Source organism: Sulfurisphaera tokodaii str. 7, assembly GCF_000011205.1.
Taxonomy (GTDB): Archaea; Thermoproteota; Thermoprotei_A; order Sulfolobales; family Sulfolobaceae; genus Sulfurisphaera; species Sulfurisphaera tokodaii.
Map to the genome: position 1 here is coordinate 1,659,630 of NC_003106.2, position 15,655 is coordinate 1,675,284.

17 protein-coding genes are annotated in these 15,655 nt (G+C 32.4%); 12 read left to right on the plus strand and 5 right to left on the minus strand.

Annotated elements, in window-relative coordinates; genetic code table 11:
• Window position 1: 1 nt before the first annotated feature.
• Window positions 2-406 (minus strand): hypothetical protein, encoded by a 405-nt coding sequence (locus tag STK_RS09285; protein ID WP_010979721.1) that lies wholly within the window; start codon window positions 404-406, stop codon window positions 2-4.
• Window positions 384-965, minus strand: coding sequence for a hypothetical protein (locus STK_RS09290; RefSeq protein WP_010979722.1), 582 nt, complete (start codon window positions 963-965; stop codon window positions 384-386). The genes STK_RS09285 and STK_RS09290 overlap by 23 nt, the downstream gene beginning before the upstream one ends.
• A gap of 192 nt (window positions 966-1,157) precedes the next feature.
• On the opposite strand from STK_RS09290, the gene cbsA reads away from it, so the two are divergent.
• The 8 genes from cbsA to STK_RS09330 all read left to right on the plus strand — a co-directional run bounded on the left by cbsA (window position 1,158) and on the right by STK_RS09330 (window position 9,597).
• Complete coding sequence (cbsA, locus tag STK_RS09295) at window positions 1,158-2,558, plus strand: cytochrome b558/566 subunit A (RefSeq protein WP_010979723.1); 1,401 nt, start codon at window positions 1,158-1,160, stop codon at window positions 2,556-2,558.
• The gene (gene cbsB, locus STK_RS09300) at window positions 2,555-3,499 is read left to right on the plus strand and encodes a cytochrome b558/566 subunit B (RefSeq protein WP_010979724.1); all 945 of its coding nucleotides are present in this window, start codon (window positions 2,555-2,557) and stop codon (window positions 3,497-3,499) included. Before cbsA ends, cbsB begins: the two co-directional genes overlap by 4 nt.
• 86 nt (window positions 3,500-3,585) lie before the next feature.
• On the plus strand, window positions 3,586-4,566 hold the full coding sequence (gene soxL2, locus STK_RS09305; protein WP_010979725.1) for a Rieske iron-sulfur protein SoxL2: 981 nt from the start codon (window positions 3,586-3,588) through the stop codon (window positions 4,564-4,566).
• 119 nt (window positions 4,567-4,685) lie between these two features.
• Window positions 4,686-6,170: a cytochrome b N-terminal domain-containing protein gene (locus STK_RS09310; protein ID WP_010979726.1), complete on the plus strand. Its 1,485-nt coding sequence runs from the start codon at window positions 4,686-4,688 to the stop codon at window positions 6,168-6,170.
• A 49-nt stretch (window positions 6,171-6,219) separates the two neighbouring features.
• Complete coding sequence (locus tag STK_RS09315; protein ID WP_052846624.1) at window positions 6,220-6,510, plus strand: antibiotic biosynthesis monooxygenase family protein; 291 nt, start codon at window positions 6,220-6,222, stop codon at window positions 6,508-6,510.
• Window positions 6,511-6,587: 77 nt separating this feature from the next.
• Entirely contained in the window at window positions 6,588-7,031 is a 444-nt protein-coding gene (locus STK_RS09320; protein WP_010979727.1) for a hypothetical protein, read from the plus strand.
• A gap of 29 nt (window positions 7,032-7,060) precedes the next feature.
• Window positions 7,061-8,128 carry a hypothetical protein gene (locus tag STK_RS09325; protein WP_010979728.1) on the plus strand — a complete coding sequence of 356 codons (1,068 nt, stop codon included), beginning with the start codon at window positions 7,061-7,063 and terminating at the stop codon, window positions 8,126-8,128.
• A gap of 62 nt (window positions 8,129-8,190) precedes the next feature.
• Window positions 8,191-9,597: an MFS transporter gene (locus STK_RS09330; RefSeq protein WP_010979729.1), complete on the plus strand. Its 1,407-nt coding sequence runs from the start codon at window positions 8,191-8,193 to the stop codon at window positions 9,595-9,597.
• Between the two features lie 9 nt (window positions 9,598-9,606).
• Here STK_RS09330 and STK_RS09335 read toward each other — a convergent pair whose 3' ends face one another.
• The gene (locus tag STK_RS09335; protein WP_010979730.1) at window positions 9,607-10,992 is read right to left on the minus strand and encodes a hypothetical protein; all 1,386 of its coding nucleotides are present in this window, start codon (window positions 10,990-10,992) and stop codon (window positions 9,607-9,609) included.
• 118 nt (window positions 10,993-11,110) lie between these two features.
• Here STK_RS09335 and STK_RS09340 point away from each other — a divergent pair, with 118 nt between their 5' ends.
• Together STK_RS09340 and STK_RS09345 are read left to right on the plus strand one after the other, a co-directional pair.
• The gene (locus STK_RS09340; RefSeq protein WP_052846625.1) at window positions 11,111-12,022 is read left to right on the plus strand and encodes an ABC transporter ATP-binding protein; all 912 of its coding nucleotides are present in this window, start codon (window positions 11,111-11,113) and stop codon (window positions 12,020-12,022) included.
• On the plus strand, window positions 12,009-12,611 hold the full coding sequence (locus STK_RS09345; protein ID WP_198429674.1) for a hypothetical protein: 603 nt from the start codon (window positions 12,009-12,011) through the stop codon (window positions 12,609-12,611). The genes STK_RS09340 and STK_RS09345 overlap by 14 nt, the downstream gene beginning before the upstream one ends.
• On the opposite strand, the gene STK_RS09350 is transcribed toward STK_RS09345, so the two are convergent.
• Window positions 12,600-12,914: a hypothetical protein gene (locus STK_RS09350; protein ID WP_010979733.1), complete on the minus strand. Its 315-nt coding sequence runs from the start codon at window positions 12,912-12,914 to the stop codon at window positions 12,600-12,602. The genes STK_RS09345 and STK_RS09350 overlap by 12 nt on opposite strands.
• A gap of 37 nt (window positions 12,915-12,951) precedes the next feature.
• Between STK_RS09350 and STK_RS09355 the strand changes: the two genes are divergently transcribed.
• Together STK_RS09355 and STK_RS09360 are read left to right on the plus strand one after the other, a co-directional pair.
• Complete coding sequence (locus STK_RS09355) at window positions 12,952-13,338, plus strand: hypothetical protein (protein ID WP_010979734.1); 387 nt, start codon at window positions 12,952-12,954, stop codon at window positions 13,336-13,338.
• 46 nt (window positions 13,339-13,384) lie between these two features.
• The gene (locus tag STK_RS09360) at window positions 13,385-13,978 is read left to right on the plus strand and encodes a zinc ribbon domain-containing protein (protein WP_010979735.1); all 594 of its coding nucleotides are present in this window, start codon (window positions 13,385-13,387) and stop codon (window positions 13,976-13,978) included.
• Here STK_RS09360 and STK_RS09365 read toward each other — a convergent pair.
• Entirely contained in the window at window positions 13,958-15,607 is a 1,650-nt protein-coding gene (locus STK_RS09365; protein WP_052846626.1) for a hypothetical protein, read from the minus strand. The genes STK_RS09360 and STK_RS09365 overlap by 21 nt on opposite strands.
• Between the last annotated feature and the right edge of the window lie 48 nt (window positions 15,608-15,655).

Here is a 15,655-nt window from a genome sequence, read left to right on the forward strand (position 1 = left end):
ATTACCTACTACAAACTCTCATAAAACAATACAAATACCCTACTAGCATTGATGATAGTGCTAGTGATATTTCAAATCCATAAAGCATTACTCTAGTAAATTCATCGTTTTGGGTAAGTAAGTACCCTAACCCCGAAAATCCAGCAACAGCTATTGAAACAATATTACTTGTTGCTACAAATTTCGGAAATAAAAGTCCGGTTCTTGAAGCCATGATATATAGGTAGTATCCCAGTCCACCAGAGGCCAAAGCAAAGATAATGTGAAAAATTAGTACTTCTTCTGACATATAATAATTCTTTATTATTCCATTATCAATTAAGGCTCTTAATAACCCTAAAGTGAAAGTCACAAACAGAATTATTATGCTAACTATTGAGTATTTATAAATTAACCTGGGGTTCATTCTCTTTTACCACCTCTTCTTCGCAACATACTTTATTTCCGAAAGGAATCTCTTCTAATTTTAACTTTAATGACATAGAAGCTTCTAGTAATGCTCTCTGAATACTTTCTAATATTTTATACCATGCTAAATTAGGATTATCATCTCTAATTTTAATTCCTAATTCATAAGCTATTTGCTTTAATCCTTGCACACAAGATAAAATAACTGGGCAACTTCCGCAGATATATGTTGTGTCATATATATCAAAATAAACTAACTGTTTCTTATTAGTTATATACATTATTCCTTCTCTTAGAACAATCCCACCCTTGTCATCAGGAGCATAAGGAATTACTACTTTAAATGAGATAGCATTATCTAGTAAGAGTCCCATTTTCCTAAGCTTATCAACTATAAAATAAAAATAACTTTTACTGATTTCACCATCTCTTTTATCATTACTTAATACTCTTATGTAAACCTCATCTCTTAACCTTGAAAATGCATCATCTTTAAGCAAAATAATATCATTTGATATTATAGGTCTTGTAACATTAGTAACTCTCAATAAACACATGAGTGATATGATTGTTTTCTAGTTTATATGTCTAAACATTAAAAATAAGACGTATTAGCGATTAACAATGTTAACCATTTATGAGATAAAGTTAACTAATTAAATCATTTTGACAACAAAAGTAAAATTAGATAATCAGTCCAACGATTAACATTTTTGAGTTGAACTACTTAACTTATTAAATGTGGTAAAATGAGTGTAAAACCTTCTACCAAGTTAACCATAAGTATTGTTCTCTCAGTTCTTCTACTAGGAGTATTATTGGCAGTAACTAACACTCCTATGGCACAAACATCTCCAGATATACCAGTATACAAGGTTGTTGGTACAGCGGATTTATCTAACCCCGGTTCAGCATCTTATTGGTCAAATATTCCATGGATTAACATTTCCCTTACAGCAAATATTCCAATGGCACCAACTTCTGGTTTAACACACTATGTGTTAGTTAAGGCTGCTTGGAATGGATCATGGATATTTGTATTAGTAAAATGGTATGCTCCTAACCCGGCATTTGGTGCTTGGTCAGCAGCTGCAGCTGGAATTTATCCTCCAGCTGCTGGTCCAGGTTTATTTAGACAAATAATGCTTACTCCCGGAACCACATATACTATAGAAAAGAACTATACAAATTACATTTCAATTGTAAATGGAAAGACATATCAAGGTAGATTAGTTCTTAACTATTCTGGTATACTTTTACCTACTCCCAATGGAACTCAAATAACTGTCTTGTCTAATGGTTCAATAATTCTATGGCACTCCTTGAGACCTATGGAGGATTTATTATATAGTGATGGCATGTTTTATGGTTACTATACTAATTCAACATGGTACTATCCAGATAGGGTTGCTATGATGTGGTATATGGGTAGTGTAATACCACCGAGTAAGGACGGTATGAATATAGGTGGTAAATACCCCGGACAAAAATTCGATGGTGTTACTTTTAAGTATGCTGGAGGCTCTTTAGCCCAACCTGGAGGTGCTGCTAATATTTGGATGTGGGTGTCTGGAGCAACATGGAACAATTCCACTTATGATCCAGCATTTAAAGTGAATTTATGGCAGAACGAATCTTTGACTGGTTTACCATATGTTGATCCAGGTAATCATGGTTTTGCTGTACCCTTGTACACAAATAATACTGATATGTATGAGGTTGATTGTGCTGGAATATGGTATACACCAGTAGCATCTAAAGGATTAAATGGTTCACTATTCTTCATATGGACTGGTGCAACATGGAGTAATGGGTATTGGACTGTAGAGTTTGCTAGACCATTAGCTGTACCACCAAATTATGCTAATTGGATGCCTAATATAACAGTTGGGAAAACCTATTATGTTGCTTTCGCAGTATGGCAAGGTAAATTAGGAGAGACATTGTTTGATAAGTCGATAACATCCTCATTCTTAACATTACAGTTGGTAACTACACCACCAACATCAACAACAACCACAACTACATCAGTCTCATCATCCACTTCTACATCAGCAGCAATTCCATCAACCACAGTAGATGTGACTGTGGCTGGTGCAGTTATAGCTATTTTAGCTCTAGTAATACTCTATGTGGTGTATAGAAGATGAGAATTTCATCCTTTTTAGAAAAAGATATAAAATATTTTTTTATAATTCTAGGCATTTCTGCATTTCTTCAATTTATGTTTTCTGAAGCTTTCGTTTTTCCTTCAGCCTTACCTATTCACATCCCTGCTGAAATGATCCTCCTTAGAATAGGTGCAGTTTCTTTTTACATCTTTTTCATTTCTCTTATCCTAGTCTCACTTCTTTTATCTAACAAAGTAAAAGCTCTTCTACCTTTATCAATAGTGCTTATAATATCCCCTATTTTAGCGTATTTAAACGTCAGTTATACATATTATTACGGTATTGAAATATTTATAATAATAGTAGCTATTATGGCACTGATAGAAGCTACTGTTAAAAGTGACGTAAAAGTAGTACTTCTTATCCCATCTGGAATACTAGTAGGATTAGGTTTAATAGCGTCATTTTTCATTACTTTCTATCATACTACTCTTTACATAAGTTATTTAGATTTTCTCATTTTTTCTGCAATTACATTTTTAGTCTATACTGTATTTTGGAGAAAGATAATTAGCAAAAGGAGTGTTATTGCCTATATTGTGGGCTTAATAAGTATGTATCCGTTTGTTATGTTTGCTCATGAGATTATAACAAACAGATATATACAAATCCTAATGGAAATGATACTTCCGTCAGCTCTCGGTATAACTATCTATAATCCTTCCCACTTACTCTATTTAGTTTACTTCTTAGGGATAATTACATTTTCTATTATTTCTATCATTATTAAGGGTAATAGCGCAGCAGGGATTGGTTATTTTATGCTTATATCTACTGTATTTTTCGGAATATACGGCTATCTATTACTAATGTATATGCTAGTTCCCACTATTGGTTATGTTCTCATGTGTTATAACGAGATGAGAGAAGAAAATATTATTAAATATTTATCACAAAAATTGAAGATAAAAAATCAATAATAAATTAAACTCTTTTTTAATTTAATATCTTTAGTCCAACGGCAAAAAGTTATATGAGATACTGCATATTTTTATTGTGATAAAAAATGATAAAAATAAGATTAGGAGACAAGGATGAAAAGACAGTACTTAATTACTCAGATCTGGTCTTTATAAAGAGGTTATTAGCTAAAATGAGAGATCCTAAGACTAAGTTTGATTCTAAGGAGTTTGTTTCTAAGGGAGAGGACTATTTATTTAATTATGTAAATAAAAACGTAGGTAGTGTTGATGAGAAAAGAAGAAAATTCCTTAAAGGTCTAATCTTTGGAATAGCTGCTGCAACAGTAGCTGCTATCATTCCGGGAGTCGAAGTCGTAGTTCCTCCTCAAGTAGCTGCTGTTTCTGGATTTCCTAAATCTCTTCTTGTAGATTCATCTGGAAATCCAATTAAAGCTTCTGAAATACCAGTAAACAGTCCTTATATTGTTCTCTTTGAATATCCTATGACTGGAGAACCAAACTTTCTATTGAATTTAGGAGATTCGTCTGGTAAACCAGTAGAAGTACCTCCTACAAAAGTCGTAGTCCCACAGACCGGAGATACTTATGATTTTCCTGGAGGAGTAGGTCCAAATAAATCAATAGTAGCCTATAGTGCAATATGTCAACATCTTGGTTGTACTCCACCATATATACACTTTTATCCACCGCAATATGTTAGTCCTTCACAATTAACTGCACCAGAACCAGATCAATTAACCGCACAAGCATTATTGGCAGCTAAACAAGCTAAAGTACCAGCAATAATCCATTGTGACTGTCACGGTTCTACATATGATCCATATCGTGGTGCTGCTGTTTTAACCGGTCCTACACAGAGACCATTACCTACAGTTGTATTGGAGTGGGATTCTAGCACAGACTATCTTTATGCTGTAGGATCTATTGGAGTTGCAATTTATCCAGAAGGAGCAAATGGAGTACCGTCATCTGATCCAAAAGCTGATCTTGATACTAGTTTTGGCTCTCCAGTTGGTAATAAGACAACTGTTCAAGAAACACAAAATCCTTTTAGTGGAAGTTAATTTTTCTTCTTTTTGCTATTTTCTTATTTAATTTTTGATAAATAGTAAAGTATCTCTGTCATTTCTTAAAAATCAGTCCAACGCTTAATCCTTTTTTAATATTTTTCTAATTTAATCATATGAGTGATAGAGTCTCAAATTGGTTTAAGGAAAGACTAGGACTAGATGATTTACCATTTTTCAGAACACCAGACTATATGTATAAGGTTAATTTCTGGCTAGGAGCTCTAGTAGCTTCAGCGTTTATCTACACAGTAATATCGGGTTTAATATTACTTCTCTATTATAATCCAGATCAGGGTTACGAGTCTACACTATTTATCATAGATAAAGTTCCTTATGGATCTGTAGTCCTATACAGTCACTTGTATGGAGCTTATGCGATGATAATTTTAGCCTATGTTCATATGTTTAGAAATTACTTTGCTGGAGCATACAAAAGACCAAGAGAGTTATTATGGATAATTGGAGTTATTATGTTTGCTTTGACATTAGGCACTTCCTTCCTTGGATATAGCTTAATAGGTGATGCATTAGCAACTAGTGCTGTAGATGTAGGTTCTGGAATAGTTTCCTCAATTCCAGGGTTATCTGGGTTATTGCCAGTATTATTCGGAAATTACGATGCTGGTCAATACGGTAGAGTATTAGCGTTACATATAATTTTTGCTGCACTTATTGGAGTGTTATTTGCATTTCACTTCTTCTTAGCTGAGCATTACGGAATGATGCCTTCAAGAAAAGAAAAACCAAAAGCACCAGCAGTTTACACAAAAGAAGAGTGGATGAAATTTAACCCATGGTGGCCAAGGAATTTTGTTTACATGATATCATTAGTCTTCCTAACTTGGGGCTTTATACTAGTTATTCCAAATGCGCTATCATATTTAAGTGGATTGCCACAACAACTAAACCCATTCTTAAATCCAAAACCAGCTCCTCCACCAAATTCCCCAGCTGCTGCACACATAACAACTTATCCGCCATGGTTCTTCCTATTCCTATATAAGATGGCTGATTTTACTAACAACGTGTTATTGTTCCTACTGTTTAGCTCAATAATACCCCTAGTTTACCTAATAATTGTGCCATTCCTAGATAGAAGTGCAGAACTACATCCTCTAAAAAGGAAAGTATTCACTGGTATAGGAATACTGATGATTGTGTATTTAATTCAAAATACTATTTGGGGTGATCTAACTCCTGGTGTACCAATTCCATTTAGTCAACAAGTAATGGCATTCTTACCGCCCGCAGTAATAGTTGCTATAGGAATGTATTTCTTACCATCACCTAAAACAGAAACAAATGATTCACCATCATTAACTCAATCTACAAAAATTACTAAAGTAAGCACACAAAACCTACCTAGTTTACCAATAAAAGCTGTAGGAAAAGTGGAGGTCGCTTCTGAAACTAAGAAGAAATTTGCTGAAATTTTAATATCAATACTCTTCATTATGGCTGTAATATTAGCAGCACAAATATGGACAATACCCTCTACTGGACCAGCATCTAATCTATTTGGTATCGACTTAGGGCTAATATTTATAATGTTAGGGGAAGCAATATCCTTGTATCATTACGTAGTATATAAGAAATAAAATATTTTTTATCACTTTTTCTCAAAGTTTAAATTGGGGGTGTTTTTGGTTGATTAGTGTTGGTTTTTATTATAGGGTTAAGAGGGGTTTTGAGGGTGAGTTTGAGAGGAAGTTTGGTGAGGTTGTTTCTTTTTTGTCTAGTTTTAAGGGTTTTAGGGGTGCTAGGCTTTATAGGAGTGTTGATGATCCTTCTGAGTATTTGATTTATAGTGAGTGGGATGATTTGGAGTCTTATAAGAATTTTATTAATAGTACTGCTTATAGGGAGACTGTTGAGTATGGTAAAAGTATTATTGAGGGTAGACCAACACACAAAGTATTCCAACAAGTAAACACATAAAAAATTAAAGATATTATTTTTTTATTTTAACTCCAAAAAGTTTTTAAGTATATAGTTTAAACTATATTTGATGATATATGAAAATTACAATAGGTGAGATAATTGCTATATTATTAATTTTAGCAGGATTATCTTTAGGGTTTTTATCAGCTACCCCAACGACTTCTACGCATCTGTCATTAATTTCGCCATCTTCGGTTTCTAAATACTTAGGAAACTCCTGGACAATTAACTATGAATATGTTGGTAGTGGTTACTATTCTAAGATACCTCAATTGCAAGTTTATAAGAATGCTGAATTAGTATATGAAAACCTAACTGACAGTTCAGGTGATCAGCTAATAATAATATACGCTTATCCATATCATGGTACCAGTGCTCTTTACGTTCACGGATATACAGTCTTGTTTACAACAAATAAAGGAAACGGATATTTAATGATTAGTTATATAGGAAATTCAACGTCAGTAAGTGTAACACAGATAGAGGCATTAGCTAACTATATCTTTAACGTTGAATAATTTTTAAGCTTTGAAAAGAAAGATTTTTTATGGTAAATTATTTTCCTTACCTCTTAAATTATCTTAACTCATCTGAATTTTTCTCAGTAGATCAAATTATACCAGAGCTTAGACCATTATACTCATTTATCTTAGCATATAAATTTTCTTGTCAAGGAAATCTTCAACAAGCATCATTTTTGCTTCAAAGTGCTAGAGATTCCCCATTTATTAATCCTTATTCGTTAAAACAGCATCAGCTAAATAATCCGCTATGTTATGATAAGCTTTTCTTAGCTGTAAACTCATTCTATCTTCCTAATGATCCTTGGAGAAATGCCTTATCAGCGATAATACTTGAAACTAAAGGATATATTACCCCTAATTCTAGTTTTGTGACGGAAGGGATTTCAAACGCTTTGCAATTGATTAATAAGGCAATGTCTCTTTCCCCTCATGTAATTTATAAGCTTTATAAAGCATTTATCTCTAGAGATTTCGATAATAAGCACTTACAGCTTGTTAAGGATTACTTTAAAGAAGTGGAACCTCATTTCCTAAATTACTATCAACCTCTCTTTGATTTATCTTTTTACCACCTTTCTTTTCTAAAGTATTCCGATTACTCTCCACTAGTTGCTATGGTAACAAATTTCATTTCTTTTGGTGAAATTGACTTATTATCAGAAGGAATAAAAAAGATATCTTCTCATCTTACCCTAACACCACTAGCGTTTACAGATCTATATTTTGCCTCTAGGGATATGGGTATTTTAGCTAACGAAGTAATTTCTTCTTCAAGTTTTAATTTAGAACAAGTGGATCATGTTAGAGATCTAAGCTTAGGGGCTTTATCTCATGCTATGAAAGAATTAGAGAAACATGGAAGAGAAAGGTACGCTATCTCCATAAAGGTAATGATTAATAGAATAGCTGGTAAAAAGACAGATGAATTTTTAAAATACTTTAATTTAATGAAAGAAATACAAGATGTTGCATATAAGGACTACGTTTATTTCCTTTATCAAGGTGCAAGTAGTAAGGTCAAAGAAGAGTTATGTAATTTACCAGAATTAAAAGAATCTTGCAAAAATCTTAAACAAGGACAGATTTTATAATTATAAATTCTAAAAACCTATAAGAGAAAATTTATTAGTTACCGAACTAAGTAAGCATTGCAATGAATATCAAGCTTGTACTTTTAGTACTTACATTAGGAACACTAATGGCTGCAGTTGATACTACAATAGTTCTTTTAGCCTTACCTACTATAACTGTAGATCTAAATACAGACTTACTTACATCAATCTGGGTATTATTAGCTTACCTCTTGGTTTTAGCAATACTAACTACTCAGACTGGTAGGCTAGGTGATATTATAGGAAGAAGTAAAATCTACAACCTAGGCTTTGTATTATTTACCCTAGCATCTGCATTAGCTGGTGCTTCAGCAAATATTTACGAATTAATTGCGTTTAGAGTTATTCAGGCTATTGGGGGTGCAATGTTAACTGCTAATAGTAATGCCATAATTGCCGATATTTTCCCTCCTCAAGAAAGAGGAAGAGCATATGGGATAACTTCATTAGGATGGAATATTGGAGCTCTGCTTGGAATAGTGTTAGGAGGAATTTTAACTACATTCTTTGGATGGAGGTTCATATTCTACATTAATGTTCCTATCGGAATAATAGCTGTAATAATAGGTTTAAGAAATATTAAAGATATAAATAAAGTTAAATCATCCTTAGATATAACTGGAGCTTTAATTCTCGGAATCTCATTAACTTTAATATCACTTTCAGTTATGTTCATGGCTGCTAACGGTATGAGTATGCAATATCTTCTTGAGTTACTTGTTGGTCTCCTACTAGTGCCACTGTTTATTTATAATGAGATAAAGGTTAAAATGCCTATGATAAACATCTCAGTATTTAAAATAAGATTGTTATCCTTCTCTCTCATTTCAAGCTTTCTCCAGGGTGTTGGTGCATTAGCCTTAACATTCTTATTAATAATGTATTTACAAGGTGTCAGAGGTTTATCACCGTTAGATTCCTCTCTTCTGTTAACACCTAGTTATATTATAGCTAGTGTGCTAGCTCCAATAATGGGTAGAAGGGCTGATAAAGGCTCACCTGGTTTGGTTGCTGGGATAGGGTTGATATTCATATTTATCTCCCTACTCCTTTACTATTTCCTATTAACACCAACAACACCACTGTATGACATTTTATGGATTTCAGCAATAACTGGTATTGGTTCAGCAATGTTTTGGCCATCAAATGCAGCAGCAATTATGTATTATGCACCTAAGGAATACTATGGTTCTGTTTCTGGTATTTCTAGGACTTTAGGAAGCATAGGGACAGTCTTAAGTTATGTTATGAGCATTTCAATAGCTACTTTAGTTATTCCTAGATATGTTGCATTTGAAATCTTATTAGGTACAAACGCATTAGATCCGAAAACTGGTGCAGATTTTGTTCAAGGCTTACACTTTGCTTTTCTAGTTTCTGCTGTAATAATTATTTTTGCGTCAATATTCTCAATAGCTAGTGGAATAAAAAGAAAATTAAGTTCTTAGAATTTTATTTCAGATATTCAATCTTTTGAAGATAATATATCCCCCCACAACTGGTAATATTATCCATAATATCTGGCTAATTACTGAAACACCTAAGTTAACTCCCTTAGGGAAGTGAAGATATAACATGTAATATGAGATTAATGAGCTAGCGGATGAAGGGTTAATGTAGTAGCTTAGTACATTATTTAATGACGGATATAAAAGACTAATAACGGATATCGCTATATCTACAATAAAATATAGTGCTATTGAGATTCCTAAACCAGCAGTTGGAGATGTAAGAGAGTAGAATAAGTAGCTAATAGAATACCACACCACTACAATCGTAAAAGTATAGATAAACATGTAATAAGCAATAAAAGATGGTATAAAGTGTAATAATGAATACGACGTTATTGAAATTGCTAAGCTAAACAGTAAGCTTGCTACTAACGTAGATATGACACCAGAAAAGTATCTTGTAAAATAGAGCTGTCCTCTTGTTATTGGCCTAGAAAGTATAAAGTCTAATCCTCTATCCTTCAACTTTCCAAACATTACGTATGCAACGTAAATAAAGATTATAATAAATGCAAACGAGAATAATCCCACAGCTCCTAGCATAGGGGTTACTATCTCGAATTCTATCTCTGGTTCTAAAGGCATACCTGTTCCACTTAACGAGACATTAGGAACACCAACATAAATATAAAATGTATTTGAAGGTATCTGAATTACACTATCTTTTATTCCGTTAATAGATAAGTTGATTGTTTTAATCACAGAATTATTAAGATTTCTAAATTCTACAGAAAAATTCCCTATGCCGGCGAATATAAAATGTGCTGAATTGCTATTATAGCCAGCTATAACAAAGAATACCAAAAAGAAAGGTTGATAAGCGTATGTAATGCTCGAGTAATCTACTAGTTTACTTATATTTGCAAAAATTATAGTATTAATAAAAGGGTTTTCAATTTGGTTACCAGTTTGCGCACTAAATCCGAAAGAATTAAATCCTGCAGAAATATGAGTAGTATTTACATGTAATATTACCTTTTCTTCTCCATTATAATTAGCTGTGATTGACGATGGGAAAGTAGAAGTGTCTACTACAATATATCCGGATGAGTTAGTTACATAGGTATTATTATCTATCTTTATAGTTACTCCCGATAATGGATTACCATTATTATCAAAGGCAAATCCTAGAATATGATATACTCCACTAGCTTTATTTTGACTAACGGTAACTATTACGTTATAATTGTATAGTTCTGCAGGATATATATTGAGAGAATGATATGCCTCGTAAATTATTCCTACTCCACCAACAACAAAGAGTATTAAGAAAATTAATATAGAAAGTCTTAAAAATGTTCTTCTAAAATCATAAAGTAGCGGATTTACCATATATTTTACATGTTATTATTAGATTTTAAGTTTAATGCTTATATTGAAGAATTTCAGTGACTCAATGCCATGTTCACTTTCTAAAAACTTTTTATATTTAGAGGTAATATGTAACTTAATGATTAGAATAGTAAATCTCTATAAAAAGTTTGGTGATTTCTTAGCTCTTAAAGGAGTTTCCTTTGATGTAAATAATGGAGAAGTTGTGGGCTTTGTTGGACTAAATGGAGCTGGTAAAACGACTACAATAAAAATTTCAGCTGGTGTAAATTTTCCTACATCTGGTGATGTGGAGATTGATGGATATAGTATTACTAAAGATAAAAGGAAAGCAAGTAGAAACGTAGGTTGGGTTCCAGAACTACCTAATTTTGAGCCGGATGTAAAAGCTTTGGATTACTTTGTCTATTTAGCTGGCTATTACGGTATTTCCTCTCAAGAAGCTAAAAACCTGGGCAAAAAGCTTTTAGAAGAGGTAGGTCTCTCAGAATGGATGAACGTAAAGATTGGTAAGTTTTCTCAAGGAATGAAGAAGAGGTTTGCCTTAGCTGTTTCATTAGCTGGTAATCCTAATAACTTTCTATTTGATGAAGTTTTAAATGGCTTAGATCCTGCAGGGATGCAATTCTTTAAAGATTTAGTAATAAAGATGAAAAATGAAGGGAGAGCTATACTTTTCTCTTCTCATATTTTATCTGAGGTTGAAAACATAGCAGATAGAGTAGTGTTTATTCATAAAGGTAAGATAATTGGAATTAAAAAGATGGAAGACTTAAGGAAAATGGTTTCAACAAACATTGTAAAAGCAGTGGTAAACAATTACAACGAAGCACTAAAGGTTGCTGAAAAATATGGTAAACCGGCTATAGTGAATGGACAAATAATTATATCTGATTTTAAGGGCGATATCTCTGAACTATCGAGCGAACTAAAACCTTATGGTTTAATAGAAATTGGTTATGAAAGACAAAATCTTGAAAGTGTTTTCTTCCAATTAATTTCTGAGAGTGAAAAAAGTGAAAGCCGTTGATGCAATTAATGAACTTTTTGCCAATTATCGGCTCATCATCCTTACTTTAATTATAGCGATAATTGGTGCTATAGTAGTGGGTATTATTTCTTTACTTTTAGGACTAGGTGTATCTATTTCCTCAATCTTTGGAATCTCTTCCCCATATGGAGTAGTTGTAAAACTAATACTTTCTATCATAGTAAGCATATTCTACATGTTTGCTTTAGCAATTTCAATTTACTCATACAAGAGATATTGGGATATCTCTAGAGCTTTTTCCAGTATAGGTATATTTTTCTCTGACGCAATAATAGCTGGAATAGCATTAGGTCTTGTAAACTTTATCTTCTCTTACATTCCAGTAGTGGGAATATTGATATCGGCATTAGTATTTACTGGTCTTGCGTTAAGTTTCTCCATTTCCGAAAGAGGTAAAAAAATTGTTGACTCGATGAACGAAGGTTTTTCAGCAATATCTAGCTTAATAAGAATAGATGCTGTCTCTCTTCTTATCTTATATATAGCGGCAATACTGTCATTTATTCCTATTTTAAATATATTCACAATACCTTATGTTGCAGTATTATCGTCTCTTTTAACTAAGTAATTTACTTAATTTCTCATAGAGCTCAGCGTTTTTGCTTTTTACAACCTCTTCATTTATCTTTTTTAATGTAGAAATAATTTCTGATGAATTAGCTAATTCATGCCTTCCTAGGGGAGATTCAACATAAGCTTTTCCGTTTTTAATTACTATTTGTATTTTACCTAATTGAGAACCTATCGCGACTTCATAAGAAATTTCCTCAGCAATTCTTATCTCATCCTGGGAAACATTGACAACAATCCAACTACCTTGATAGCAAAAACCAATACCGTCTTTCCTTACCTCAACTCTTTGAAATGACACAATTTATTTTATTTTCCCAGAGGTTAATATATTTATCATGACCAAATCAATAATAAAAATTGATGACAAAATCTTGATAGAAATAAATAAGAAAGGGATAAGTGCGATACTTGTCAACGGAGAAATAAAAGTAGGGGATTACGATGGTGTAGAATTTAAAGAAACAAAAATGAAGCATGAGGAATTTGTAAAGGAAATAGTTGATAAAGTAAAAGAGTTTCTTTTGAAGTGTAACTTCATTCAGTCTATTGTTATGTCTGATATGTATTACATAAAATTTCACCTCGGTGAAAGAGAAGTTATTGCGTTTATCTCAGAAGATGGGAAAATCACACTAAACGTTGAAGTAGAGTTAAACGAAGATTTAAAGGAAAAATTACTTTTGTGCGTAGATGAATTTAAAAAATTATTAAAAATCTCTTGAAGGTTTTCTCTTTAAGTTTTTTAGTAATTATGATGAAAAATTGTATATGAAAAAATGTCCTAGATGTGGTTATGAAAATCCAGATAATGCGGAATTTTGTGAGAAGTGTCATTATCCGCTCTTTGAAATAAGAAATTTATCGATCAATGAAGTCACTGAAACTAAAGAAAGATTAAAAATTGTAGTGTTTTATTATCTCTTATTTGCATCAATATTTTATATAATTAGTATACTAGGCTTTTCTATTTTTCCTCAATATATGAGTATTATAAACGCAATAGCTACTATTTTTCTCTCATTAGCAATATACGAGTCTAAAGTTAAATGGTATTATTATTTTGTTAATTTATCATCACTGGGCTTATTTCTTATATCAAAACAACCTTTGGTTGGATATGTTATATTTTCTTTCAGTGGCATTATTATTTCCGATTATATGAGAGTAATTTATAACATAGAGAAAGATGAAATTTTTAGAATATCATTTCTTATTCTTACCATAGGTTATTTAGGAGGTTTATTATTTACAATACTTTATAACATGATTATAGCTGGCTATCTTGTTGCTGTAATGGAGAGTGGAAAAAGAATAATGGAAAAAGGGAAGGCAAAAAATAATTTATCTTCTTCTAAGGACTAGAACTAAGCCTATTGCAATCAATATCACTGCTATTATTATACCTATAATCAAAACTGTAGTTGTCGATGACGAGGTTGTTGTAGAGGGTGGGGGTATTAGTTGAGATGTTGTTGCCGTTGAAGGTGTTTGACTAGTTGTTGATGTTGAAGTTGACTGCTGTGTAGTTGATGTTGTAGCAACTGTACTTGGTTGTTGGTTATATACTACATAGTATACATTTGAGGGATCATCAAATACTATAAGCTTTCCGTTAGCAATAAAGTAATTTGAGGAATTTAATTCTATAAGTTCTCCATTCACTAATTTGTAAACTGTAACTTCACTATTGTTAGTGAGAAGACTAACGTTAAATAATATATACTGTGATGATGAATTAACTATAACTTCTTGTGCTACATAAGCTTTATCCTGAATTTTTACTGTAGTATTACTAACATTTTCTGGTTTAACAGTTGTCACATTTGCAGTAACATTAGACTTGGTAACTACAACAAATTTAGCTGAGTTATTTAAGTAAATAAGTACTAAAACTCCAGCTTCATTATTTACAGAAACCACATGGGTAAAGTTTACGTAAGCTGTAGAAGAAACCTTACCGTGACTATTAGCAACAATTATAATTTCATTTCCGTTTACATATGTTTTCCCTACAAATTCACCATGAACTACAGTGGCTCCTTCAACTTCAACTATTTTAATTTCAGAAAACTCGAAGTTTGCACTGTGTTTTATGGGTCCTAGACCAAATGAATTAGTTCCGTTAACATTAACCATATGAACATACCCAACTACGGTACCATTAACGCCATAAAATTCTATGGTTTCTTCACTAAATTGTAACTTACCACCACCCATTAATCCCCCAGCAAAACCGTATCCCATCCCTTTCCAAACTAGTGCTGGTGTCAATGAACCATTAAAATATGCCTCAGTAACTATATATCCAGACTCATTACTCCATGATGTACCGTTATAATTTACACTCATGAAGAGTGGAGAATACCTCTTGGGAATTTGTGTTTGAATCGAAAGTTCTCCACTGGTAGTTGAAGAGATTGTGAAGCCCATTGAAAGTAAGCTTAAGCTAATGTCCTTAGTTAATGTAGTATTAGTCTTAATACCTAAAGTTACGTTAACAATAGAAGTACCGTTTGCGAATTGTAGGAGTAATGTTCCAGTTCCGTTAACATATGCTAATGTATTAATTGTAATAGAACTATTTTCAACCCCAGCCCACACTAGTTCTGATTGTCCAGCACTATATACTATTACTCTAATCAAGTTAGGAACGTTTGTGTAAAGTGAAAGAGAATTGTTTGTATATATGCTAACTTTAACTTTACCAGTATAGTTGCTTATAGAGTTGAAAGTTAGTAGATATACAGATTTATTATAAGTGGCATGTAAAGCTTGATTATTTCCAGATATCGTATTATTATACATAACTGATGTGACAGTATATAGTACACTGTTAGAATTTAACAAGAAGTTTTTTACACCACCACTGCTATATATACTATCATATCGTGTATAGTAAACATGAATTGTCGGATTATTTGAGGCTAAAGGTATAATTGAAAAAATTGGTAAAATTAACACTATTAGTAGAGCATATATTACCTTTTTCATCACGATAAAGAAAAACGTTTCGACTATATAAGTTTAATACGAACAAGC